We start from the raw sequence: 23,600 nt of genomic DNA, 5'->3' as shown, positions 1-23,600 counted from the left end.
CTTTATTGTTTCCTTAAATTATACTGTAAATATCAGTAAGTATTAATACCAAGCGCTACTTTTTTGAATTAAAAGTGAATAAGCTTCCAAAATAAACTAAACCTGACTCCTCTGATGTTGGATTGTACTAACTTAACTAATCAATTACTGACCTGATACAGTATTGACAGGTGACATGAGGAACGTTACTATTATGTCATGCGATATATCGCGATACATAATAATGCGAATAGTAGAAGGTGATGAAATGCCAGGTAGCCAACCGACACCAATGACAGAAGCTATGTATTATGTTCTTTTAGCTTTAAGTAAACCACTTCATGGTTATGCAGTCATGGATGCCGTTAAACAGGTGTCAAATAATAGAGTAGATATGGGCCCTGGAACACTTTATGGTATATTGAAACGACTGCAAAAAGAGAAACTGATTGTCCTAGAGGAAGCAGATGGAAGAAGAAAGATCTATCAAATTTCTGAGCTTGGCCGACAAGCTTGGTTAAATGAATATCTTAGACTTAAACAGATGGTCTTGGATGGAAAGCTCTTATTTAAGGAGGAATAATCTAGTGGGGAATAAGCTAAAAAGAAAAGTAATGTGGCTTGATCTATGGGATATCGAAGAACAAGCAGACTGGTTTTCTCATATGGAATTAAGTGGATGGAAACTGATTGATATCGGCAAATGGATTGCAACATTTGAACAAACAGAACCACAAAAAGTGAAGTACCGCTGTGATGTATTTAAAATTCCTTATACATATGAAGATGAGAGAATTGAAATCTACAGACAATCAGACTGGAAACATGTAGCTTCTAGAGGATATATCCAGGTGTTTAGACAATTGAACCGGGAGTATAGTAATGAACTTCATACTGATCCATTTGAACAGGCGGAAACACTTAAACTCTTAAAAAAAGATCTTACTACTAGGGCAGTACTTGCTTTACTATTATCAACTATCATAATTGTATTAGCAATGTTAATGCTGCAAATTAGTCCGGTTAGAAATTATCTAGAAGATGACTTTCTATCACCATTTATAATAATAATATCCCATGTCTTTATAAGTTATACTATGGTTACTGGTATGATCCATATGTCAAAATTGATGAAACAGTTAGAATCTGGAACCTTACTTAAACACGGGGCGAACCATAATAAAAAAAGGAATCGAAATAAGTGGCTTGGAATGAGTTTAATTATCTTTCTATCTGCATTCTTAGTATTTAACATTCTTAAAACTATTAACCTTTCAGACAACTCATACCAGGATATACCAAATTATCAACTTCCTGTTGTCGAGATCTCTGACATCCTCGGTGAAACCAATTACAAAGAAATTCCGGATAATGACGAATTCCGTGGAAGCATTGATAATTATTATGCAGAGAATTCCAGCATTCTAGTACCTAAACAATATGAATTACAGCAAAAGGTAGAAGTTCCCGGTGTATTGTGGGAGGACGATAGTGGTACATATCAACCATCGATTAGGTCATATGGCTATCAGGTTAGAAGTGTCTGGCTAGCCAAACATTTCCTGCAAAATTTAAAGCAAGAAAACACCTATTTCAATGAGAACTATCAACTAGTAGATAGTCCATTTGATGAATTGTGGATTAAAGAAGAGGATACTATGATTGGTTTGATTGCCAGAAATAACAACATTGTCTATCATATTAGTTATTATGGAATGAATTCAACAAAAGATATAATTGCAGTGACAGAGGCTAAGGCTTTCTCCCTGAACTAATAGACTAAAAGAACAGGTGGATCTTTCCGCCTGTTCTTGCTGACAAGTTAAGCACTCATCCGTTCTAGAAATAGCACTTTTAATTGTTTCCTCGCTCTGTAAATCCTTGTTTTTACGGTACATGGTTTAAGGTCTAGGATACGCGCAATCTCTTGTTCCTTTAGCCCTTTCCATAACCGAAGGCTGAGCACATCTTGATAGTCGACCGTCAAGTTTTTGATGATGCTTTTAACTTGGTCAATGAATACAGCGACTTCAACTTCTTCCTCCACATTTTGCTTCATTTCTTTCCCTAAGAATTCAAGCATCTCCTGGTCCATAGGTATCCCCTGTTTTTTCCTCTCCTTGCGAATAAAATCAATCGCAGTTCTTGTTGCTATCACAGATAACCAAGCACCAATTTTGTTTTCTTCTTCAATTGATTTAACATGCTGCATCGCTTTGATAAAGGTTTCTTGAACAACATCCTCTGCAAGCTGTCGGTCTCTAATAATCGAGTAACTCAAATGAAACAACTTCTTATAATGCAAATGATATAAGTCTGTAAAATCAAACGTGCTCACAAATCTCGCTCCCCCAATCTAACGAAAAAATTAATTATCTTATTCCTGTAAATTCAAAAAGATACTTACCTTAAACAAATCACCATCAGTCTCCATCTCAAGACTGCCTCCATGAAGGTCGACGATCGATTGCGCAATCGCAAGTCCAAGCCCTGAACCTTCAGTGTGTCGAGATGTATCCCCTCGTTTGAATCGTTCAAATAGTTCATTATTATCCTCTGCAAGTTCATATTTCGAGATATTCTTAAAGGTAAGAACGGCCTGATTATCAAGTGTTGAAAGATTAATATAGACGCGTGAGTTTTCCAACGAATATTTAAGGATATTTCCTATTAAATTATCGAATACACGCCATAGCTTTTGTCCATCAACTTGTGAGTACACTTGTCTTTTAGAATTGGTTACTCTGAACTTAAGATTAGAGTCAATTATCGTGTCATCATATTCTGCTAACGCTTGTTGTAGCAACTGAACAAGATCCACCTTTTCCTTTTTCAATTCGATATTACCGCTAGCCATTTTTGATACTTCAAATAAATCCTCAATTAACACCTTCAAACGCTTTGATTTACGATCTATGATCTCAAGGTATGCTTTACTGTCCTCATTTGTTATTTCAACTGTTTTTAATAGCTCGGTATAAGTAATAATCGATGTAAGTGGTGTTCTGAGATCATGACTTACATTAGTTATCAACTCTGTTTTCAATCGTTCACTTTTTGCTTGTTCATTTTGTGATACTTTCACCCCATGTTTTAGCACATTAACATTACTAGCGAGCGTTGCAAGTGCAGATTTTCCTGTTATTTGTAGGTCTTGACCTAAATTACCAACAGCCAATTCATTCGTCTTTTCGATGATCCGATTAAAATAGCCAATACGATTAATCAAAACAATCGCTAGTGGTAGTCCAACAGCCCCAAGCAAGATGATATAGAAAATAACAAAAACCGGATGTACAAAAGTCATAATTGATGCTAATCCCAAGCCAAATACAATTCCTAATACGATAAACACTTGTGTTCCGGTACTCTGGTGTAAAAATGCTTCACTTAAGCCTCGGATGACTTTATTAAAAAACAGTTTTAAAAACTGCGTTGCTTCAAATAGGAAGCTTTTCTCCCATTCGTTTTTTAGATTCTTCCAATCTTTTACTTGTTCAATTAGAAATTTCGCTTGAATAAATGTTAGTGCCCAACCAATTGATGCAATCATCATTCCAACAGCTAAAGGCACTCCATAACTCAGTGGATAGTCGAATATATTATAGGATTGATCTGCTATTAAAAACATGGCAATAATAGTCACAATAGTTGTTAGTCCAAAAACAACTGCTCGCACGTCGATGGGAATCTTGTTGTAATATGACCTCCATTTACGAATCTCTTCGCGCATTCCCTTCCTAGTTTTCATTAAATAAAAGGATAGAAACAGCGCGACAATACTTGTTGCTACAACTGTCCAAAATATAATTTGCTCTACTTTATAGTTTTCATATTTCATCATATATTGGTTCGCAGATGTTAGTGAGTTAGGAATCCCTATCTTTCCTTCAAATGTTCCAGTTTTAGGATTTAATGAGAGTACAAAGTCTGGATAGCCTCTGCTATTGTTTAAGTGCGCTCTATATTCTTCGCTCATCTGATAACCGGTTAGATATATCATGTTTGTTTTATTTATATCAGCTAACGACGGTTCCCCTTCCACTTCATTCAAATTGGTATATACTTCCCCACTTGAGCTATTTTCAAAGTAGTACTGAAAGGTTTTTTTGTAGCTTGTGAATTCCTCTCGTTGATTTTCACGTTCCTCGTAATACTCCTTTAATTGTTGCTCTTTTTCAGCAACAACCTTTGCTTCGACATGCTCATCACTCTCAAAATTCTTAGTAATGTCATTAATTTTTTCATCTCTTTCAGCTATGTAAGCGTCCGCTACCTGCTGATTATCAGTATCAAGAGCCCCTTGAATTAAGTTTTGATATTGAAGATTTATCTCATCAATTTGTTGCGGGAGATCACCATATCGGTAACGATGTTCATTAATTTCTTCATCTGATACTGTTATTGATTTCTTTGCTTCCTCTAACGGGATATTATTTAGTTCATAGATAGTTAAATACCTTGTAAATTCATCAATGTCAGCTCGAAATTCAGATGTTTCAAAGTAATTTTCTTGAGCGTAATAATAACCGTTATTCGAAAGAAAAAAGAATCCACTTAAGCCAAAGGTAAACAGGAAAGCCGTTAGAATAATAGCAACTTTACTTTTCCATTTTGTAGCCAATTCCCCACACCACCTTTAGATATCTTGGATTTTTTGCATCAATTTCAATTTTTTCACGAATCTTGCGAATATGTACCGCAACCGTATTTTCTGCGTTATAACACGGTTCTTTCCATACTCGCTCATAGATTTCATTAATCGAGAACACCCGACCAGCATTTGTCATAAGAAGTTCAACAATTTTGTATTCAATTGGTGTAAATTTAACTACTTCCCCGTCAACCGCTACTTCTTTTGCAGATTGTTCTAATGTCAAACCATTAAGATTAATTACTTTGTTTATTCCTTCAAACGTCCCAAATGTTACATATCTTCTTAATTGTGATTTGACACGAGCAACGAGTTCCATTGGATTGAATGGTTTGGTAATATAGTCATCTGCACCCACCTGAAGTCCTAGTATCTTATCGGTATCCTCACTTTTTGCGCTTAAAATAATAATCGGTATGTTTTTCTTTTCCCGAATTTTATATGTAGCAGAAATCCCATCAAGCTTGGGCATCATGATATCTAAAATAATCAGATGGACTTGATGTTCACTTAATAGTTCCAATGCCTCAATTCCATCTTTTGCTTTTAAAACGGTTATGCCTTCATTTTTCAAGTAGATTTCAATACCATCTCGTATTTCCTTCTCATCATCCACAACTAAAACGTAATAATTGTCCATTTTCACCCTACTTTCATGCATCTGTATCACTAACCTAATAGTAAACAATAATTCTTAACATTTAGTTACTATAATTCTTAAGAATTTCTTAAGGTTTTTTAAAATCTAAATTTTTTCTCTATTAATCCTAAACTCTATTATATAATTCCTTAACAAAATAAAAATACCTGTATTCAAATTTCATCCTTAAAAAGATACCACACTTTCTCGGCAGTTTGGCTCTTTAACTTTTACAATGTTGGTTAGGAGTTTTAAACTGTAGTTACGACTATAAAAAAATTATCTACTAGAAAGAGGAGTGTTATAAGATGAATGTATCTACAAGTAGTTCATTACGTCATTTAGGACAATCATCAACAAAAATCTCTGCCTTGGGGTTAGGCTGTTGGCAATTTAGCAAAGGGCGCGGTATGGTTGGACGTTTTTGGGCCGCAATGGAGCAAAAAGATATTAATGAGATTGTTAGAATGAGTCTAGAAGGTGGAATAAACTGGTTTGATACAGCTGAAGTATATGGAAAAGGCGAATCAGAAAAAGCATTGTCTGAAGCACTTGATCACATCGAGCAACCTGGAGATGAACCGTTCATTGCAACCAAATGGTGGCCTGCTTTTCGTACTGCATCATCTATAACCAAAACAATTGATAATCGGTTGGGTGCACTAAATGGAAGACAGATTGATTTATACCAAATTCATCAGCCCTTTTCCTTTTCAAATGTGGAGCATGAAATGAAAGCTATGATTGAACTGCTTCAAAAAGATAAAATCAAACATGTTGGGGTGAGTAATTTTAATCCAACTAAAATGAAGCAAGCTCATCAAGTTTTAAAAGACGCCGGCTATTTCCTAGCTTCAAATCAAGTGAAATATAGTCTGTTAGACCGCAGAATTGAAAAAAATGGGACCTTGGACGTTGCTAAAGAACTAGGAATTACTATCATTGCCTATTCACCACTTGAACAAGGGATATTATCTGGCAAATTTCATAACAACCCTGAATTGGTCAAAAAAATTCAAGGTCCTCGCAAATATACATCCTTTTTTAAAGCTTCAGGCTTGAAAAAGACTCAGCCTTTAGTTGATTTATTGGCAGAAAAGGCTAGAAAATACAAAGTCAGCCAAACACAAATAGCTCTTAATTGGTTAATTCACTTTCATGGTGAAACCGTGGTAGCAATTCCAGGTGCATCAAAAATTCATCATGTGCAAGAAAATGTTGGCACACTACAATTCACATTATCAAAAGATGACCTTGATGAAATAGATAGGATGTCTCAACAGATTGCAATATTCGAGTAATATTTTGTTAACCTGAGTTTAATTTATCAACCTATCAAAATCCATTTTATCTAGATTTAACGTTATAAACAGTATTAACCACTATCACTTTTAATCAAACACCTTTATAATAGTACAAGTCTGAACTTTTTAAAGGAAAAGGTGTTTAACTATGAGTTTACTAACAGTTAGTAATTTAAGTCACGGATTCGGAGATCGTGCTATCTTTGATGATGTTTCTTTTCGTTTGTTAGCAGGGGAACATATTGGGCTTGTTGGAGCCAACGGTGAAGGTAAATCTACTTTTATGAATATTATTACAGGCAAATTAGAGCCTGATGCTGGAAAAGTTGAATGGTCAAAACATATTAGAGTTGGCTACTTAGACCAACACACTGTTTTGAAGGAAGGCATGACGATTAGAGACGTCTTAAGAACTGCTTATCAGTATCTTTTCGATATGGAAAAAGAGATGAATGGTCTATTTGGTAAGATGGGGGAAGTTGGCCCAGAAGAACTTGAACAGCTTCTTGAAGAAACTGGTCGAATGCAAGATTCCCTCACGAACAACGACTTCTATATGATCGATGCAAAAGTCGAAGAAGTTGCCAACGGGCTTGGGTTGAATGAATTTGGATTAGACCGTGATGTCAACGATTTAAGTGGTGGCCAACGAACGAAAGTATTGCTTGCCAAGTTGCTATTAGAAAAACCTGATATTTTAGTACTTGATGAGCCGACAAACTATCTTGATGTTGAGCATATTGAATGGTTGAGAAATTATCTAATTGCATACGACCATGCGTTTATACTAGTTTCTCACGATGTGCCATTTTTAAGTAGTGTTGCTAATATAATTTATCACATGGAAAACCAAGAACTAACTCGTTATCCTGGTGGTTACGATGAATTCTTGCGTATCTATGAAATGAAAAAGCAACAACTGGCATCAGCTCATAAGAAACAACAAAAGGAAATCTCCAACCTAAAAGACTTTGTCGCTAGAAACAAAGCAAATGCTGCAACAAGTAAGCAAGCATCATCTCGTCAGAAAAAGTTAGACAAAATGGATGTAATTGAATTAGATGCAGAAAAGCCAAAACCTCAATTTCGCTTCAAACAAGCACGAACACCTGGCAAGTACTTGTTTGAAACGAAGGATCTTGTAATTGGATATGATGAACCACTATCAAGGTCCCTTGATTTAGCGATGGAACGCGGACAAAAAATCGCCCTATCTGGAGCCAACGGGATTGGTAAAACCACTCTACTTCGAAGTATTCTTGGAGAAATAAATGCCGTCTCAGGTTCTGTTGAATTAGGTGAACACCTGCATATTGGCTACTTCGAACAAGAACTAAAGGAAACTAGTCAAAACACATGTATCGAAGAAATATGGGATGAATTCCGTCACCTCACCCAACAGGAAGTTCGTTCCTCATTGGCAAAATGTGGCCTTACCAGAAAACATATTGAAAGTAAGGTTCAAGTGCTAAGTGGTGGTGAAAAAGCAAAAGTACGATTATGTAAATTAATTAATAAAGAGACTAATTTACTCGTACTTGACGAACCAACCAACCACCTGGACATTGATGCGAAAAAAGAACTAAAACGCGCGTTAATAGATTATAAAGGTAGCGTTCTCCTTATCTCCCACGAACCAGACTTCTACCAAGGAATTGTCACAGACGTCTGGAACTGTGAAGATTGGACAACGAAAGTATTTTAATTTTTCTAAGTAAGCCTAATTTCTCATTGTTGAAAAAGAAATTAGGCTTACTTTTTTATTTTCACAAGATAGAACGGTAAGTATAGTAAAGAAAATGTAATTAGCGCGATAATTTCTAAAGAAATAATATAAAATGGCCATGATCCTAAATAATCAAAGACAGATGGATTAATAGGTTTTTTCATAATATACATGTAGTTTCCATTTATAGCGCTGTTTACAATAAATATCAGTAATGCATAACCATTCAGGTATAATATCGCCTTGAAAATAGACTTAAAAGTAGGTCGATAGCCTGTAACAAATATCATGAACATATTAGCGATCACAATTCCCCCATGAGAAATAAAGAAGTGAACATATCGAAAATGAGGGAACGTATAGGCGTGAATATCTGGTGTAACCATTGCTTGAATAGCACTTCCTATTCCAGCAAAATAAGTAAATTCGAACAGTCGATAGTTTTTTGTTATTAATAAAAGACCTGACAATAACAACGAAATACTACTTAAGTGAAGCGGCAAAGAATACCTAATTGACCAAGTTCCGATATAATTCTGCCACCAAATCAAGCTTACTTCAGAAAGAAATAAAACTGATGCTAATGAATATCTAAACACTTTGTTGGTTAACCCATACCTTAATTGTTTTCTGAAAAAATAAATCCCAAATGAAAGAGCAAGAATAATGACTAAAGTTAACAAGTGGGTGATTGAAAATAAAACGAATGGTTCACTTCCATCCTTAACGAATAAAGCGCTCATAATTCTCTCCTTTATTCCTCATGGTAAGACATTAACTTATTGCAATAAACCTGTCTCTTCTATTAATATGTGTCCCCAGTTAAAAAACTACTTTTCTGTCCAATTCCACACTTCAATTCCACCTAACTGAAAATTATGAAACATCTCTTCTTCCAGAAGTCGCTCAATTTCCCTAATTGGTCCAGTTACCATAGCTCCGAACACCTGAAAATCATTCGCTTTGATATATGCTAAACGCTGCTTATCAATGTCTTGCTCTTGGTAATTTCCGTTTTCAATCAGCCATTCGATATCTTTATAAAATTGCTTAACAGAAGACTCTATTGCCTCTTCCCCTGTTAAAGAGTGATACGAAGCGGAAGGTCTATTTTTATTATCATACTCCATGAATGGTCTTAACATTAAAGTTTGTGCAAATGTAAATTGACCTGCTCTTCCATAAGACACTTCTACTTCAGTGGTTTCACCTCCAAATACAGGCATCTGGTGAACCGTTACATCATACTCTGAAATTAGCTCATTAAGTTTTTGTGGTGACATTCCTTTTCTGGTAGAAAAGCGCGCCTGTGCAACATAACCATCTTCAATTTTTTCAAGCTGGTTCGCTATCATTAATTCTGATTCTGATTTGTCGTTTGAAATCGGCTTCCCCAACAAATCAGGTGCAATAATATAGGAAGAAGAGTCTTCATTTAAATATTTATTATTTAAATCAAGTTTGTAACGGATGGAGCCAAACAGCCACTTTTTCGCTGTAACCTCCCCAACAACAACTTCATAGTCCCCGACATTGCGATATAAGGTTGCTTTTGTACTCTGTGTTAACAATGGATTAATTTCTGCACTATGTCTCATTCCATACTTATCAACAGCAATGCCTGGATTTCTTGTTTCCACTAATGTCGATACTAGGCGATCAAACTCCGCAGCTTTCCCTGACATGTCATAATAAACACTCACTGGAATCATATACAAACAATATATTAAGAAAATGAAAAGAAGTGTTCGTAACACAGTGAAGCTAATGGAAAGCCTCGTTCGCCATACTAGCTTTTTTGCACTTTTCTTATCCACTTGTTCGTCTGATTGATTCCATTCTGAAAGTACATCATCTTTCTTCATCATTCATTTCTCCCTTCTTCAACCGATCATAATGTCGAAACTTCTCTCTAGCACGATGAAGCGTTACTTTCACTTGGCTTTCTGTTAAATTCATTGCAACTGTAAGCTCTTTATATGTAAAGTTCAGAATTTCTCGTAAATAGATAATTGTGCGCATCCGTTCAGGTAACAATTCCATGATTTCCTCTAACTCTGTCTGTCGATTTTTACTAGCTAACTGTTCTTGCGGATCGCCTAGGTTACTAGTAGAATCATATTCGATTTGGATTCGCTCCACCATTCTTTGTTCAGACTTTGATTTTCTAGTCCAATCGATATAAAGATTACGAGCTACCTTAAAAAGCCACGCTTTAGCTTGAACCGCATTTTTTACTTTTAATGAAATCATTGCCCGATAAAATGTTTCTTGAACAAGCTCCTCAGCAAGTTCACGATTTCGACTCATCTGGAACAAATAACGGTAGAGTGGGAGCCGGTACTGCTCAAATAACTCTGCGAATATATATTTTTTAAAAATCACTCCCACCCCCCCTTCTCCTATAAAACGAAGTTACTTAGATTATGTTACATTATTAAAGTAGAAAATAAATTAAAATATTAAAAATAAAACTCTTTTTAAAGTTAACGGATTACATTTTAGGGAGAAAACAATAAATTACACATTATTACAACATAGCATAACGTTTTGTGCTTCTATTTTACTGATATAACAACATTTATTGGTTTTTACACATGAATTGACATTATAAATGACAAGCTTGTTGATAAAGGAAAATGATAATTTTTAGTCTAGATTATGGTTTTACTATAAACGAAATGGTATATCGGAGCTAGGCACCATGTTGACAATCCAAACTTTTTTTATTATCCTTTAAAAAAGTAAATGAATTTAATAAAATTTCGTATAACTCCAATAATATGGTTTGGAGGTCTCTACCAGGAACCGAAATTCCTGATTACGAAGAATGTACAAGATTTGTATTTTCTTCGCAGTCAGGAATTTTTTTGTATTTTAACCTAAAAATTTTTTTCAGGAGGTCAAAAATGAACTTTTTATTATTGCCTAAAGTTGAACTTCACTGTCATTTAGATGGAAGCCTTAGGGTAGAAAGTATTATCGATATTGCCCAGAAAGAAGGAATTCAATTACCCTCTTTTGATAAGGATGAGCTTCAAAAAGAGCTGGTTGCTCCTTTAGAGTGTGAATCCCTTGATGAATATTTAAAAAGATTTTCTCTTCCAAATTTAGTCATGCAATCCAAGGAAAGCTTAAGAAAAATTACTTTTGAGCTATTTGAGAATGCAACAAGGGAAAATGTAAAATATTTAGAAGTCAGATTTGCCCCATTACTTCACACATTAAGAGGTCTTGAAGTTGAAGAAGTTATTCAATCTGTAATAGATGGCATGCGGGAAGCTGAAAAATGTTACGAAATCAAGGGAAATATTATTCTGTCTTGCATGAGGACAATGTCTGTAGAAAGCGCATTCGAGGTGGTTGAAAAAGGAAAAAAATTCCTTGGAACAGGCGTAGTGGCAATTGACCTATGCGCATCAGAAAAAGAAGGTTTTTGTGAAAAATTCGTAGATCCAATCGCATTAGCCAAAGAATATGGCTACAGAGTCACTATTCATGCCGGTGAAACGGGAATTGGTAAAAACGTTCTAGAAGCTGTGGAACTGTTAGGTGCTGAAAGAGTAGGACACGGACTATTTATTAATGAATGTGCTGACGCTTATAAAATCGTGAAAGAAAGACAGATAGTGCTTGAAATGTGTCCAACAAGTAATGTCCAAACAAAAGCTGTTCATCATTATGGTGAACATCCGATTTACAAGTTTCATAAAGATGGTATAAAAGTGACAATTAATACGGATAACAGAACGGTATCTGATACTACAATGGCAAAAGAAATCCAATTAGTTAACAAAGAATTTGATCTAAGCGAAGAAGATTACCGGCAAATTTATTTAAATAGTGTAGAAGCATCCTTTGCCGACCAAGAAACCAAAGAATGGTGCTTGGCACAATATTAAATTAGATTTAACAACAAAAATGTTCCTGAAATTGAACATACATTTTAAGATTTTGAAGAAACGCTCTTAAAGTAGCGTGTACACTTCCTTAATAGGGAACGTTTTTTATGGAGTGATAAATCGGCACTACGGTAATACACTTCGCTGGTATAGTAAAAAAAAGACTTTCATCTATAAATCTCCTATACTGATGGATTGGAGCGGAGGGGAGTCAGCTTCTCGAAAATACAAAGCGATTTTCTTCGTGCCATGTAGTGCTTTTGAGGTATTCCATGTCCTACGGGAAAAGCAACACGCTGTAACCGCAGGACATGGAAAACTTCAGTGGTTTTTCATCTTACGGAGGAAGTGTTTTCCTTTTCAAGGAAGCGGTTTTCTTCCGAAAAGCTCTTCCCGCAAAAAGGGACTGTCTGAAGCGAAAATCAACTCAGTAGTTAAAATGCATTCTATAATTTTTGTGTCAAAATCTTTTAGAAATCCGCCAAAATTAAAAAGAGGACCTTAATAGTTACGATCCTCCAAATTAAACTATGGCACAGGTCTATTATTCTAAGTTACTTGCCTGCAATATCCCTCTTATTATATCCAATAAAGCCCAGAACAGTCAGAATTACCGCAATAATAGTCAAAATGAAAAGCGGCAAGAATTCTATCTGCTCAATGGGATACTGCGGAACGTGCCCAAAAGGAGATAGTTTTCCTACCCAATCTAAAAATTGGAAAATACCACCCAAATAAAGAACAATAAAGGAATAAAAAACATAGAACCAAATAAAACTAGTCAATCTCGGAAGATTACCAATTAAAAATACCGCAATACTGATCATGACAAGCATAGCCGGATAATATGCCAACGCTCCACTATAGAGTGTACCAAATCCCAGGCTTTCTTCCATAGTTGCTGTTCCAGCAGACCATAGACCAATCGCAGCAAGTGAAATCATAATGAATGCATTAACCACCGACACGATTAAATATCCTGCTATTAACCTCGTTCGTGAGACAGCTCTTCCTAGTATATGTTCAATTCGATCTTTCTTCTCTTCTCCATATAGTTTATTGATAGCCATTATTGGAGGTATTGTTGCAAGAAGTGTGATTACGATCATTAACATTGGAATAAATTGCTCTGTTAACGAGACACCCTTTGCCGGTTTTAACATTTGTTCAATCATCTCATTGCTACCGAGGAACGATTCCAAATCACCCAATACCGATCCATAAGAGACTCCAAGTACGAACATACCTATAGCCCAGGCAATCATTCCTGTTCGCTGCAGCCTAAGTGCAAGACCCATTGGACTTTGTAAAAAGCGAGAGGCGTATCTATTACCCGGTTTCGCTGGTAAAAACCCACTCCCTAAGTCGCGAATAGCATTTAAATAACCTGCCAAAATAAAAAGAATACCGGAAACAGCGACCATCAATAACACCGCCCACCAATTATTGGTGGAATATGCTTCCGTTTTCGACACCCAACCTAAAGGAGAAATCCATGACAGTGCTTGATTACTTACATCGGTAATACCGCGAACGATGTAAGCCATGAGTAAAAAAGCAATTGAAAATCCAATCGTACCACGTGAGGTTTCAGTAAGCTGAGCAAAAACAGCCGTAACACCTGCAAAGAACAGACCTGTTCCGCCTAAAGTAGCACCATAAATCAAAGATCCTTCTAGATTGATCGTTTCAATCCCTAAAGCATATAAACCAAACCCTGTTATCAATGCTAAAGCTATATTGGTGCCACTTATCACGAGTAGTGTTGCATTTAGATACGACAATCGCCCTGCTGGTAATGACCGAATCATTTCAATACGACCATCTTCTTCATCTGCTCTCGTATGCCGAGTCACCAATAAGATGCTCATCAAACCAACAACAGCAGCAGTCATTAATAACATTTGATGGGCAGTCATCACACCAACGGTATAGTTCGCAAGATCACCAGGTCCTACCATTGCAATCATGGCCGGATTCGCCATTGTCTCAGCCATTACATCTCTTTCCTGCTGTGACCCGTAAAGATCAATAAAAGCGGTCGGTACAATTAAGGTAAAAAAACTTACTCCAATTATCCAAAACAAAATTCTTATTCGATCGAGTCGGAGGATAAATTTAGAAAGTTGACCAGTATGAGCACTTAGATTATTTGTCATCAGTTTACTCCTCCCACTCCTTGATCTGCTGTTTTATCCCTTCATAATGACTCATAAATAATTCTTCCAATGTCGGCGGCGAACTTTCAAACTTAACAATACCAAACGGAGAAATAAATTTAATAACATTATCCAGCTCATCGGTGTCTACTTGAAAAAACAAACCTTGTTCGTTTTCTTCTATGTCATGAAGCCCTTTTAACTGATGCAAGCCTGTAATCGGTTGCTTGGTTTTCACAAGAATTTGAGTTCGTGTTAAATGACGAAGTTCGTTTAATGAACCTGATTCTATGATTTTACCTTGGCGAATAATACTGACGCGGTCACATAACTTTTCGACTTCAGATAATATATGGCTTGAAAGTAGGACACTTTTCCCCTCACTTTTCACTTCCATAATACATTCCTGAAAGACAATTTCCATTAATGGATCAAGTCCAGACGTCGGTTCATCTAAAATATAAAGATCGGCATCAGATGAAAAAGCTGCGATTAAAGCGACCTTCTGCCTATTTCCCTTTGAATATGTTCTACATTTTTTTGTTGGATCTAAATTGAATTTTTTAATTAACTCTTCTCGCCTAGTTTGATTAGTTGAGCCACGCAATTTAACAAATAAATCAATTACTTCACCGCCTGTTAAATTCGGCCATAGATTTACATCACCTGGTACATAAGCAACCCGTTTATGAATTTCCACTGCATCATTCCAAGCATCCATTCCAAAAATGGAAACATCACCTTCTGTTGCTTTTAAAATGCCTAATAACACTCGAATTGCTGTTGACTTTCCAGCTCCATTAGGACCGATGAAACCAACCACTTCACCCTTTTCTACCTCTAGATTGACCCCAGCTAACGCTGTAAATTTTCCAAAAGTTTTTGATAGATTGTTAGTTTTTAAAATTGTCATTATTCATCCTCCTTTTTTTAGGAAAACAATTAAATTATGAAATATTTATACTTATATAGTTCACAATATAGGAGTGAACATCCAATTGCAATAACTATTTTTGAAATTAATTCGTTGTTTTATTTCAAAACTTTCATTACACTAAAAAGGGGTGATAATAGTGGACGGATTCGAACGAAGAAAAGAATTTAAAAAAACAAATATATTAGATGCCGCTTTAGATTTATTTATGTTACATGGTGTCCAAAAAGTATCGATTGCACAAATTGCTAAAAAAGCAAATGTCTCCCAAGTAACAATCTATAATCACTTCGATAGTAAAAATAAATTAATTGATAGAGTTATTATTTATTATGTAGATACGATGTGGTCGGAGGCGGAACAACTTCTTGATAGCGATATTCCTTTCCCAGATAAAATAAAAAAACTTATTTTCAATAAAAAAGAAACTGCAAATCAAATTCATCCAGATTTCTATAGCTATTTTATGAGAGAATACGGTTCAGGGAGCAATTATATTGAAGAATTTTATACAGAAAAATCACTCCCAAGGATGATAAATCTTTTTAATGAGGGAAAAGAAAAAGGCTATATTGATGTGGATTTATCGAATGAAGCGATTTTATTTTATATTGAAATGTTAAAAGGATATATGCAACAAGAAGATATTTACGAAAAGATTTTGCCGCTTTCTGAAGATATTACAAAGCTATTATTTTATGGAATCGTTGGGGAGAGGAAAGACTAATTATGACCTACTCCTCTCATATAAATAAATCTTTGTTTTCTTATAGAATTTCACCATTATCACTAACAACATTCTTATTAATTCCTCTGGATTGCAATTGTTAAAATTATTATTAAAAACCTGCAGAGTTAGCGAGAAAACAAAATGAGTATCTACTTTCATATCCTCCATTCACTTTTTTTACGAACTAAACAAATACTTTTAGACCTATTAGACATACTACCTCCTAAAGGCTAATCAAGGAGGTACAAAAAATGAACCCAAATACATCGTCTCATGAAAATGAAGAAGTACTTAAGAATGTCAAAGAGCATCAGCAAAACAAAAAATTAGCATCCTCTGAATTAGGGGATTTATTTGCGAATTATCTTGGTGATACTTTATTTACTTGTGTCTTTGAACATCACCTTCAAGTTGTTCAAGATGATGAAATTAAAGAATTTCTTGAATTTGCACTAGCAACTTCGAAAAAACACACTCGTATGATTAAAGAAATTTATCAAAAAGAAAATATTCCTGTACCTGTTGGTTTTGGAGAGCAAGATGTTAGAAAAGATGCACCACGACTTTTCAGTGATATGTTTATGGTTTTTTATACTACTGAAATGTCTAGAGCAGGTCTGATGACTTATGGAAGTGCGCTATCAAGTTCACTGAGACAAGACATTGTTGATTACTTTAAAATGTGTATAAACGATACAATTGTCACCTTTGAAAAAGGACTACATTTATTACTGTCTAAAGGTATGAATGTATTCCCTCCTACCATTCCTTATCCTAAGAAGATTGATTTTGTTGAGAAGAAAACCTTTATCTCAGCAATAGCAGGTAAGCTTCGACCATTAACTGGATTAGAGATTAAACATATACAAATAAATATCAATACGAACACATTAGGTAAGTCATTGATGCTAGGCTTTAGTCAAGTGGCAGCATCAGATAAATTACGAAGGTATTTCCAGGACGGTGCTAAAGTGGCAAATACACAAATTAAGCAGCTAGGCGCTTTCCTCATCAGTGATAATTTACCTACCCCAAGCATAATGGACGCTCATATCACTGACTCTACTACCCCTCCCTATTCGGATAAATTAATGCTTTATCATACAACACTTGCTAATGGTATTGGTATTTCAAATTATGGAACAGCTGTTTCTAAAATTATGAGACATGATTTACATGGTCAATTTGCCACATTAACAATGGATATTGGAAAATATGCAAATGAAGGAATGAATTTGTTGATTGATCTTGGTATGTTGGAGGAACCACCGACAGCTGCAGACCGCAAAAAACTCTCAAAAGAAGCAAAAGGAAACAACTAGAATAACTTACAAAATTCTTTTACTTTATTTGCGAAGAACAGTGTTTAAATCCTTAATTGAAAGAATTCCTTATTGAAAAAAAATTTCTGCGATGTTAGCGTAAGTTGTGATATATTTAATATAATTAACAATTATTCAAACAATTTAAAATAGGATGAAAAGTATGACTTTTATTGAATTTATCACTGCCTTAACACCTATATTATCTGTATTTATATTTCTAGTGGTCTTACGCATGCCGGCCACAAAGGCAATGCCTATAAGTCTAGTGGTAACAGCACTACTAGCTTTCTTTGTATGGAAGATTCCAATCATACAAATTGCTGCCGCTTCAATTGAAGGAATTATCATCGCAATTTCTATACTATGGATTGTTTTTGGTGCGATTTTGTTATTAAACACGCTTACGAAAAGCGGCGCCTTAGACTCTATTCGTAATGGGTTCTCTGGAATCTCAACAGATCGAAGAGTTCAACTAATCATTATTGCATGGTTATTTGGTTCTTTTATTGAAGGGGCTGCTGGATTTGGTACACCAGCAGCAATCGGTGCACCTCTACTTGTAGCACTAGGCTTTCCGCCCCTTGCTGCTGTTTCGTTAGCTTTAATAGCTGACAGCTCAGCTGTATCCTTCGGTGCAGTTGGAACACCTATGATTGTTGGGGTAAAGCAAGGGCTTAATGAAGGCTCTACTTTGGCTGATGTAGTAAGGACAGGTTTGGGTGACCAATCCATTAATGACTTTATCCAAGAAGTTGCAAGCACAGCCGTTTTTATTGATTTATTTATCGGAACATTTATTCCAGTTATTTTGGTTTGTATGCTGACTCGATTCTTTGGTGAAAATCGTTCATGGAAAGAAGGATTCGAAGTTTTCCCATTTGCAGTTTTCGCTGGTTTAAGTTTTACTATTCCTGCATTTGTAGTTGCAACTTTTCTAGGTCCAGAATTCCCGTCCATTATTGGTGGTCTAGTTGGGCTTGTGATTGTTGTACCCGCAGCAAAAAGAGGATTCCTTCTACCAAAAGAAGCATGGGATTTTAAGCAAGTAGAAAAAGAAACAGTAGAACCAAAACTTAATTTAGAAAAAGTAATGCCATTATGGAAAGCATGGTTACCCTATTTGCTTGTCGCAGCCTTATTGGTGTTAACACGACTAGAGATCCTACCTTTAAAAGAACGGTTACAAGCTGTGAAAGTTGGATGGGGATCAATACTTGGAACAGAGATTAGCACATACTTTGAACCTCTTTACTTACCTGGATCTATCTTTGTTGTTGTCATTCTCATCACTATTTTCATTCATAACATGAGTGTTTCTAACGTAAAAGAGTCGTTTACAAAGAGTTCCAAAACTATGGTAGGAAGCGTTATTGCTCTTGGAACTGCTGTACCTATGGTAAGAATTTTTATTAATTCTGGTTTAAATGATTCGGGTCTACTCAGTATGCCGATGGAACTTGCTACATATGTTTCACAAGTTGTCGGAACAAATTGGCCTCTTGTTGCACCATTAATTGGTTCCCTTGGCTCTTTCATATCTGGTAGCGCTACCTTTAGTAATATGATGTTTTCTTTGTTCCAATTTAGTATCTCAGATCAAATTGGTGTGAATCCTCGAACAATTCTTGCCCTACAAGTTCTTGGTTCTAACGCTGGAAACATGATTTGTGTTTTAAATGTTGTTGCTGCTGCATCTGTTGTCGATCTAGTAGGTAAGGAAGGCACGATTATTCGAATGACTTTAGTACCAATGATTTTCTATGCCTCGTTGGCTGGAATAATTGGATTCTTGTTGTTATAATCAACCATGACCTAACAGACGCTCATAATCATGAGCGTCTGTCTTTTGCCTTTATCAACGAATTTTTCTTAAATAAATCTTCTAAACTAGTCTTCTTCTTGATCAAGTCCAAAACTATCTAAGCCCTCTCTTATTCGGCTAAAAGCCAATTTCCTTTTACTAGCCCCTTCAGCCGTTTTGATGATTGAATCAACTAATGTTGAGTGAATTTGAAAATATTTTTTATGATTCAACTGCTTTCGAATACCTCTTAAAAAACTACTAATGGTAATCCTTGATAAAAATTCGAATAAAATTGAACTTCTTTTTTCAATCTTTCCATTTAATGTTTGTTGCCATTCCCCCGCTTAATCTTCTATCACCTATGCTTCGATAATTTGGCTCAGAAATTGTTCCACCCGTAATAACTAAAACGAGTAAAAATCTCCTCGTATATGCCCGAACCAAGTAGATACCCAAACTTAAAGTCAGGGGTTTTACACCGTTTTTGATAAACTTTCAATTGACACCCTTTTCATATTAGTGTACTATTCTACTAGTACACTAATACGGAGGAGTTCAGATGATGAATCCAATTAAAGGCTTGTTAATAAAAGACTATCGTATTTCTAGGTTTCACTTTTTAACATGGGTAGTTGCAATTATAGTATTACTTAGTTTTGGCGTCGTTTTTTCAGCATATACCAATCAACCAGCTGGAACATTTTTTATTTTTATATTAGTTGGGATATCTATAGTGGGAATTGCACCAATTATGATGCTCTCCTTATTAACTATTGAAGGAAAAAATCAGCTCTGGTTGTATAGTCCAAGGTCAAGCTACACTCTTTTACTTTCTAAGTTTGCTGTTATTCTCACATATCAATTTATTATTCAAATTCTTTTAACCATCTATGGTGCAATAAGTATGTATTGGTTCGGAAAGTCAGTCTACCAACAGTTAAGTACTGGGATGTTTATCGAACTGATCGCAGTTATTAACATTGCGCTCCTACTTACGGGTATCTACTTCACTTGCTGGTTAATCTTTTATTGGAGTATATACCACTCATTAAAGAAATATCCAAAAATCCGCCCCTTTCGTTGGCTAGTTATTATTGTTCTTTTTTTCGCCTATAACCTATTTGAAGCTTTTCTAATAAGGTTAGAAATCGTAAAAAACTTTGTTTCTCTTTACCAATTAAATATCGTATCTAACACTTCCCTAAATTATGTCGATGATGAGTGGAATGTCCTTTTTGATACAGCAACCATTCCTATTACACCGATTATCTATTATACGCTACTTGCTTTCCTTCTTTTTTTCGCAACCTCGAGATTCCTCGAACGAAAAGTGGAGGTGTAGGTGATGACAACCGAATTTCAATCATCAAAGCCTATTTATATGCAAATTGTTGATAGAATTATTATTGATATCCTACAAGAAAAACAAATACTTGGTGATAAATTACCATCTGTTCGTGAAAAGGCAGTCCAAATAGGTGTTAATCCTAATACTATTCAAAGAGCCTATTCCGAACTGGAAAGGATGAGTGTTGTGGAAACAAGACGGGGACAGGGTACGTTTGTAATAGAGAATAGTCACCTTCTTGATGAGTTAAGATTGTCGATGCAAACAGAGGTAATTAATGAATATGTAAAAAAAATGAAAGAAATTGGTATTACCAAACAACAAATGATTTCAGAGCTACAGCATTATCTTAAGGAGGAGGACTAAAATGTCAATTCTCATGCAAGATGTAAGAAAGAAGTATGGAAATGATTATGCCTTAAAAAATGTTAATTTAACCTTTCAAAAAGGGAAAATTTATGGACTTATCGGCCCCAATGGTAGCGGAAAATCTACCACACTAAAGCTAATAACCGGTTTAATTTTCCCAGACAGCGGAAATGTCACCCTTCATGGACATACGGTGACAAGGAAAACCAGTGTAGATATCGCTTATTTAACAGAGCTCGATATGTTTTATGATTCGTTTAGCGTTCAAGAAACAATCAACTATATTGCCAGCCAATTTTCTGACTTTAATCGTAACAAGGCTGAGTTACTAGTAAAAGAAATGAAATTAGAGAATAACAAAAAAATTAAATCACTATCAAAAGGGAACAGAGCAAGGCTTAAGCTTGTGACAACACTAGCTAGGGACGCCGATGTAATTTTACTAGATGAACCGTTTTCTGGTTTAGATCCAATGGTAAGAGACCAAATCGTAAAAAGTTTGCTCCAATACATTGATTTTGACAATCAAATTTTGCTAATTGCTACCCATGAAATTAATGAAATAGAACCACTTTTAGATGAAGCAATCGCCCTCTACTACGGAGAAGTTATTGGACAAGAAAAAGTAGAAGATTTACGAGAACAAAAGGGACTTTCTGTGCTACAGTGGTTCAAGCAAATAATTGGAACAATCGAGGAGGATAACTAAATGAGTGCAGTACTTACATTAGAAAATGTATCGAAAACAATCAAAGGAAAAAAAATAATAAATGATCTAAGCCTTTCCGTAAACGAAGGTGAAATTTTTGGATTACTTGGTCCAAATGGAGCTGGTAAAACAACAACAATTCGAATGATCGTTGGATTAATGGGAATCACCAAGGGAGATATTATCGTAAGTGGCAAAAGTGTAAACAAAGATTTTGAAGGTGCCGTGCAGCACATCGGTGCAATTGTCGAAAATCCAGAAATGTATAAGCATCTTACCGGATACCAAAATCTTAGACAATATGCCAGAATGCATAAAGGGATAACGAAACAAAAGATTAACGAGGTCATAAAGTTAGTTCAATTAAGCGAACGAATAGATGAAAAAGTTAGAACGTATTCGTTAGGAATGAGACAGCGTCTAGGTCTTGCTCAATGTTTGTTGCACGATCCAAAACTATTAATCTTGGATGAACCAACTAATGGACTTGACCCAGCAGGAATAAGAGAAATAAGAGATCACTTACGCATGCTCACGAAAGAGAAACAGATGAGCGTGATTGTTTCTAGCCATTTGCTATCTGAGATGGAAATGATGTGCGACCGTATTGCCATCATCCAACAAGGTTCACTAACAGATGTTCAACAGGTTAGAGGTTTCGTCAATGACGACCTACTCGATTATTTCATTGAAACAGGTTCACTAAATGACGCGATGGATTGGTTACAAACAGATTGGAATGCCGTCATCACAGCACAAGGATTTACGATTAAAGCCAAAAAAGAAGATATCCCTACTCTTTTGAAACGTCTGATTGATTCGGATATTGCTGTTTATAGTGCAAATCAAATTGTAAAAACGTTAGAAGACCGCTTCCTTGAAGTAACAGCACAGAAAGGAGAAATTGAGTAATGGGAAAACTAATTATCAACGAGTGGATTAAAATATTCCGCAAAATCAGTACAAGTGCAATGATTGGGATGCTGCTACTTTCAGTGATTGGAATAGGTGCATTGTTTAAATATCAAGAGGAAACTAATCCCATGCAAGATAATCCAAACTGGGAACAAGATATAGAAGCTCAAATTACATCTGATCAAGAAAACTTAACCAGTATCGGTGGAAATAATACCCAATTAAAAATGCATTATGAAAGACAAATTGCTCTGAATCAATACCGTTTACAACATGATATCGCTCCTGAATCCGAACAACATATCTGGTCATTTGTCGGTGATGCTCAGCCACTGATTAGTCTGGCAGGTTTATTTACTATTATTGTTGCGGCCGGTATTGTTGCATCTGAATTTTCATCTGGAACAATCAAATTACTATTGATCAGACCAATTAATCGAATGAAGATATTGCTTTCTAAATACCTTACTGTTCTCCTATTTGGGGTTTCTATGTTAGCAATTATTTATCTCTTTTCTTCTATTGTTGGGTTAATCCTATTTGGACTTCCCTCAAGCGATGTCTCACACCTAGCCTACAGTAATGGTGAAGTTGTTGAACGAAATGTTGCTATCAATCTAGTAGGTGAATATTTCTTAAGTTCAATTGATTTATTAATGATTGCCACAATGGCCTTTATGATTTCTTCGGTGTTTCGAAACAGCTCGTTTGCGGTTGGAATTTCCTTGTTCCTCTTATTTATGGGCGGTACAGCAACGATGTTACTTGCAAGTAGATTTGAGTGGGCAAAATATATTTTATTTGCCAACACAGACTTAAGCGTTTATTTTGACGGTGTCCCACCAATAGATGGAATGACACTTTCATTTTCAATTTTTATGCTGCTAGTTTACTTCTTTATTTTCCATTTATTTGCATTTGGTGTATTTGCCAAACGAGATGTGGCCGCATAAATTTAAAATTAATCTAGTCGAGTGGATCATACATCCACTCGACTATTTGTTACCTGTCCTAAGTTTAACTAGTTGCTTTAACTTGTATCAACTGGCAAGCTTAATATAGTACATTCATGTACAAAATATGATGATTGAAACTAATCCAT

At 35.5% G+C, this 23,600-nt stretch carries 21 protein-coding genes and 1 riboswitch; of the genes, 13 read left to right on the top strand and 8 right to left on the bottom strand.

Annotated elements, in window-relative coordinates; all coding sequences use genetic code 11:
• Positions 1 to 247: 247 nt before the first annotated feature.
• Together LD272_RS02975 and LD272_RS02970 are read left to right on the top strand one after the other, a co-directional pair.
• Positions 248 to 562 carry a PadR family transcriptional regulator gene (locus LD272_RS02975; protein ID WP_226035108.1) on the top strand — a complete coding sequence of 105 codons (315 nt, stop codon included), beginning with the start codon at positions 248 to 250 and terminating at the stop codon, positions 560 to 562.
• A 4-nt stretch (positions 563 to 566) separates the two neighbouring features.
• Complete coding sequence (locus LD272_RS02970; protein ID WP_226035107.1) at positions 567 to 1,754, top strand: DUF2812 domain-containing protein; 1,188 nt, start codon at positions 567 to 569, stop codon at positions 1,752 to 1,754.
• Between the two features lie 47 nt (positions 1,755 to 1,801).
• Here LD272_RS02970 and LD272_RS02965 read toward each other — a convergent pair whose 3' ends face one another.
• The 3 genes from LD272_RS02965 to LD272_RS02955 are packed head-to-tail and all read right to left on the bottom strand — an operon-like array spanning position 1,802 to position 5,273.
• The gene (locus LD272_RS02965; protein WP_226035106.1) at positions 1,802 to 2,317 is read right to left on the bottom strand and encodes an RNA polymerase sigma factor; all 516 of its coding nucleotides are present in this window, start codon (positions 2,315 to 2,317) and stop codon (positions 1,802 to 1,804) included.
• A gap of 39 nt (positions 2,318 to 2,356) precedes the next feature.
• Positions 2,357 to 4,603 carry a sensor histidine kinase gene (locus tag LD272_RS02960; RefSeq protein WP_226035105.1) on the bottom strand — a complete coding sequence of 749 codons (2,247 nt, stop codon included), beginning with the start codon at positions 4,601 to 4,603 and terminating at the stop codon, positions 2,357 to 2,359.
• Positions 4,581 to 5,273: a response regulator transcription factor gene (locus tag LD272_RS02955; protein WP_226035104.1), complete on the bottom strand. Its 693-nt coding sequence runs from the start codon at positions 5,271 to 5,273 to the stop codon at positions 4,581 to 4,583. Before LD272_RS02955 ends, LD272_RS02960 begins: the two co-directional genes overlap by 23 nt.
• Before the next feature lie 308 nt (positions 5,274 to 5,581).
• Between LD272_RS02955 and LD272_RS02950 the strand changes: the two genes are divergently transcribed.
• Positions 5,582 to 6,574, top strand: a complete 993-nt coding sequence (locus tag LD272_RS02950) for an aldo/keto reductase (RefSeq protein ID WP_226035103.1) — start codon at positions 5,582 to 5,584, stop codon at positions 6,572 to 6,574.
• A gap of 151 nt (positions 6,575 to 6,725) precedes the next feature.
• Positions 6,726 to 8,282, top strand: a complete 1,557-nt coding sequence (locus tag LD272_RS02945; protein WP_226035102.1) for an ABC-F family ATP-binding cassette domain-containing protein — start codon at positions 6,726 to 6,728, stop codon at positions 8,280 to 8,282.
• A 47-nt stretch (positions 8,283 to 8,329) separates the two neighbouring features.
• Here LD272_RS02945 and LD272_RS02940 read toward each other — a convergent pair whose 3' ends face one another.
• From LD272_RS02940 to LD272_RS02930, 3 genes are all read right to left on the bottom strand, one after another.
• On the bottom strand, positions 8,330 to 9,046 hold the full coding sequence (locus LD272_RS02940; RefSeq protein ID WP_226035101.1) for a YwaF family protein: 717 nt from the start codon (positions 9,044 to 9,046) through the stop codon (positions 8,330 to 8,332).
• 87 nt (positions 9,047 to 9,133) lie between these two features.
• Positions 9,134 to 10,168 (bottom strand): anti sigma factor C-terminal domain-containing protein, encoded by a 1,035-nt coding sequence (locus LD272_RS02935; protein ID WP_226035100.1) that lies wholly within the window; start codon positions 10,166 to 10,168, stop codon positions 9,134 to 9,136.
• Positions 10,155 to 10,688 (bottom strand): RNA polymerase sigma factor, encoded by a 534-nt coding sequence (locus LD272_RS02930; protein WP_226035099.1) that lies wholly within the window; start codon positions 10,686 to 10,688, stop codon positions 10,155 to 10,157. The genes LD272_RS02935 and LD272_RS02930 overlap by 14 nt, the downstream gene beginning before the upstream one ends.
• A 360-nt stretch (positions 10,689 to 11,048) precedes the next feature.
• Positions 11,049 to 11,147, top strand: a riboswitch (purine riboswitch).
• 65 nt (positions 11,148 to 11,212) lie between these two features.
• Between LD272_RS02930 and add the strand changes: the two genes are divergently transcribed.
• Complete coding sequence (add, locus tag LD272_RS02925) at positions 11,213 to 12,205, top strand: adenosine deaminase (protein WP_226035098.1); 993 nt, start codon at positions 11,213 to 11,215, stop codon at positions 12,203 to 12,205.
• A 554-nt stretch (positions 12,206 to 12,759) separates the two neighbouring features.
• Here add and LD272_RS02920 read toward each other — a convergent pair.
• Positions 12,760 to 14,364: an ABC transporter permease gene (locus LD272_RS02920; protein ID WP_226035097.1), complete on the bottom strand. Its 1,605-nt coding sequence runs from the start codon at positions 14,362 to 14,364 to the stop codon at positions 12,760 to 12,762.
• A gap of 4 nt (positions 14,365 to 14,368) precedes the next feature.
• Positions 14,369 to 15,277 carry an ABC transporter ATP-binding protein gene (locus LD272_RS02915; RefSeq protein ID WP_226035096.1) on the bottom strand — a complete coding sequence of 303 codons (909 nt, stop codon included), beginning with the start codon at positions 15,275 to 15,277 and terminating at the stop codon, positions 14,369 to 14,371.
• Between the two features lie 160 nt (positions 15,278 to 15,437).
• Between LD272_RS02915 and LD272_RS02910 the strand changes: the two genes are divergently transcribed.
• The 8 genes from LD272_RS02910 to LD272_RS02875 all read left to right on the top strand — a co-directional run bounded on the left by LD272_RS02910 (position 15,438) and on the right by LD272_RS02875 (position 23,451).
• A complete protein-coding gene (locus tag LD272_RS02910) occupies positions 15,438 to 16,025 on the top strand; it encodes a TetR/AcrR family transcriptional regulator (RefSeq protein ID WP_226035095.1) in 588 nt (195 codons plus the stop codon).
• 254 nt (positions 16,026 to 16,279) lie between these two features.
• Positions 16,280 to 17,350, top strand: coding sequence for a DUF3231 family protein (locus LD272_RS02905; protein WP_226035094.1), 1,071 nt, complete (start codon positions 16,280 to 16,282; stop codon positions 17,348 to 17,350).
• A gap of 163 nt (positions 17,351 to 17,513) precedes the next feature.
• On the top strand, positions 17,514 to 19,154 hold the full coding sequence (locus tag LD272_RS02900; protein ID WP_226035093.1) for an L-lactate permease: 1,641 nt from the start codon (positions 17,514 to 17,516) through the stop codon (positions 19,152 to 19,154).
• A 562-nt stretch (positions 19,155 to 19,716) separates the two neighbouring features.
• The gene (locus tag LD272_RS02895; protein WP_226035092.1) at positions 19,717 to 20,499 is read left to right on the top strand and encodes a hypothetical protein; all 783 of its coding nucleotides are present in this window, start codon (positions 19,717 to 19,719) and stop codon (positions 20,497 to 20,499) included.
• Positions 20,500 to 20,502: 3 nt separating this feature from the next.
• Complete coding sequence (locus LD272_RS02890) at positions 20,503 to 20,871, top strand: GntR family transcriptional regulator (protein WP_226035091.1); 369 nt, start codon at positions 20,503 to 20,505, stop codon at positions 20,869 to 20,871.
• A 1-nt stretch (position 20,872) separates the two neighbouring features.
• Positions 20,873 to 21,583, top strand: a complete 711-nt coding sequence (locus LD272_RS02885; protein ID WP_226035090.1) for an ABC transporter ATP-binding protein — start codon at positions 20,873 to 20,875, stop codon at positions 21,581 to 21,583.
• A complete protein-coding gene (locus LD272_RS02880; RefSeq protein WP_226035089.1) occupies positions 21,584 to 22,495 on the top strand; it encodes an ABC transporter ATP-binding protein in 912 nt (303 codons plus the stop codon). It begins immediately after the preceding gene.
• Complete coding sequence (locus tag LD272_RS02875; protein ID WP_226035088.1) at positions 22,495 to 23,451, top strand: ABC transporter permease; 957 nt, start codon at positions 22,495 to 22,497, stop codon at positions 23,449 to 23,451. Before LD272_RS02880 ends, LD272_RS02875 begins: the two co-directional genes overlap by 1 nt.
• The last annotated feature ends 149 nt before the right edge of the window (positions 23,452 to 23,600 follow it).

It is taken from the genome of Aquibacillus saliphilus (genome assembly GCF_020404745.1).
Lineage (GTDB): Bacteria > Bacillota > Bacilli > Bacillales > Amphibacillaceae > Aquibacillus > Aquibacillus saliphilus.
Note: the sequence above shows the minus strand (reverse complement) of the source record. Positions and strands in the feature narration are given on the sequence as shown.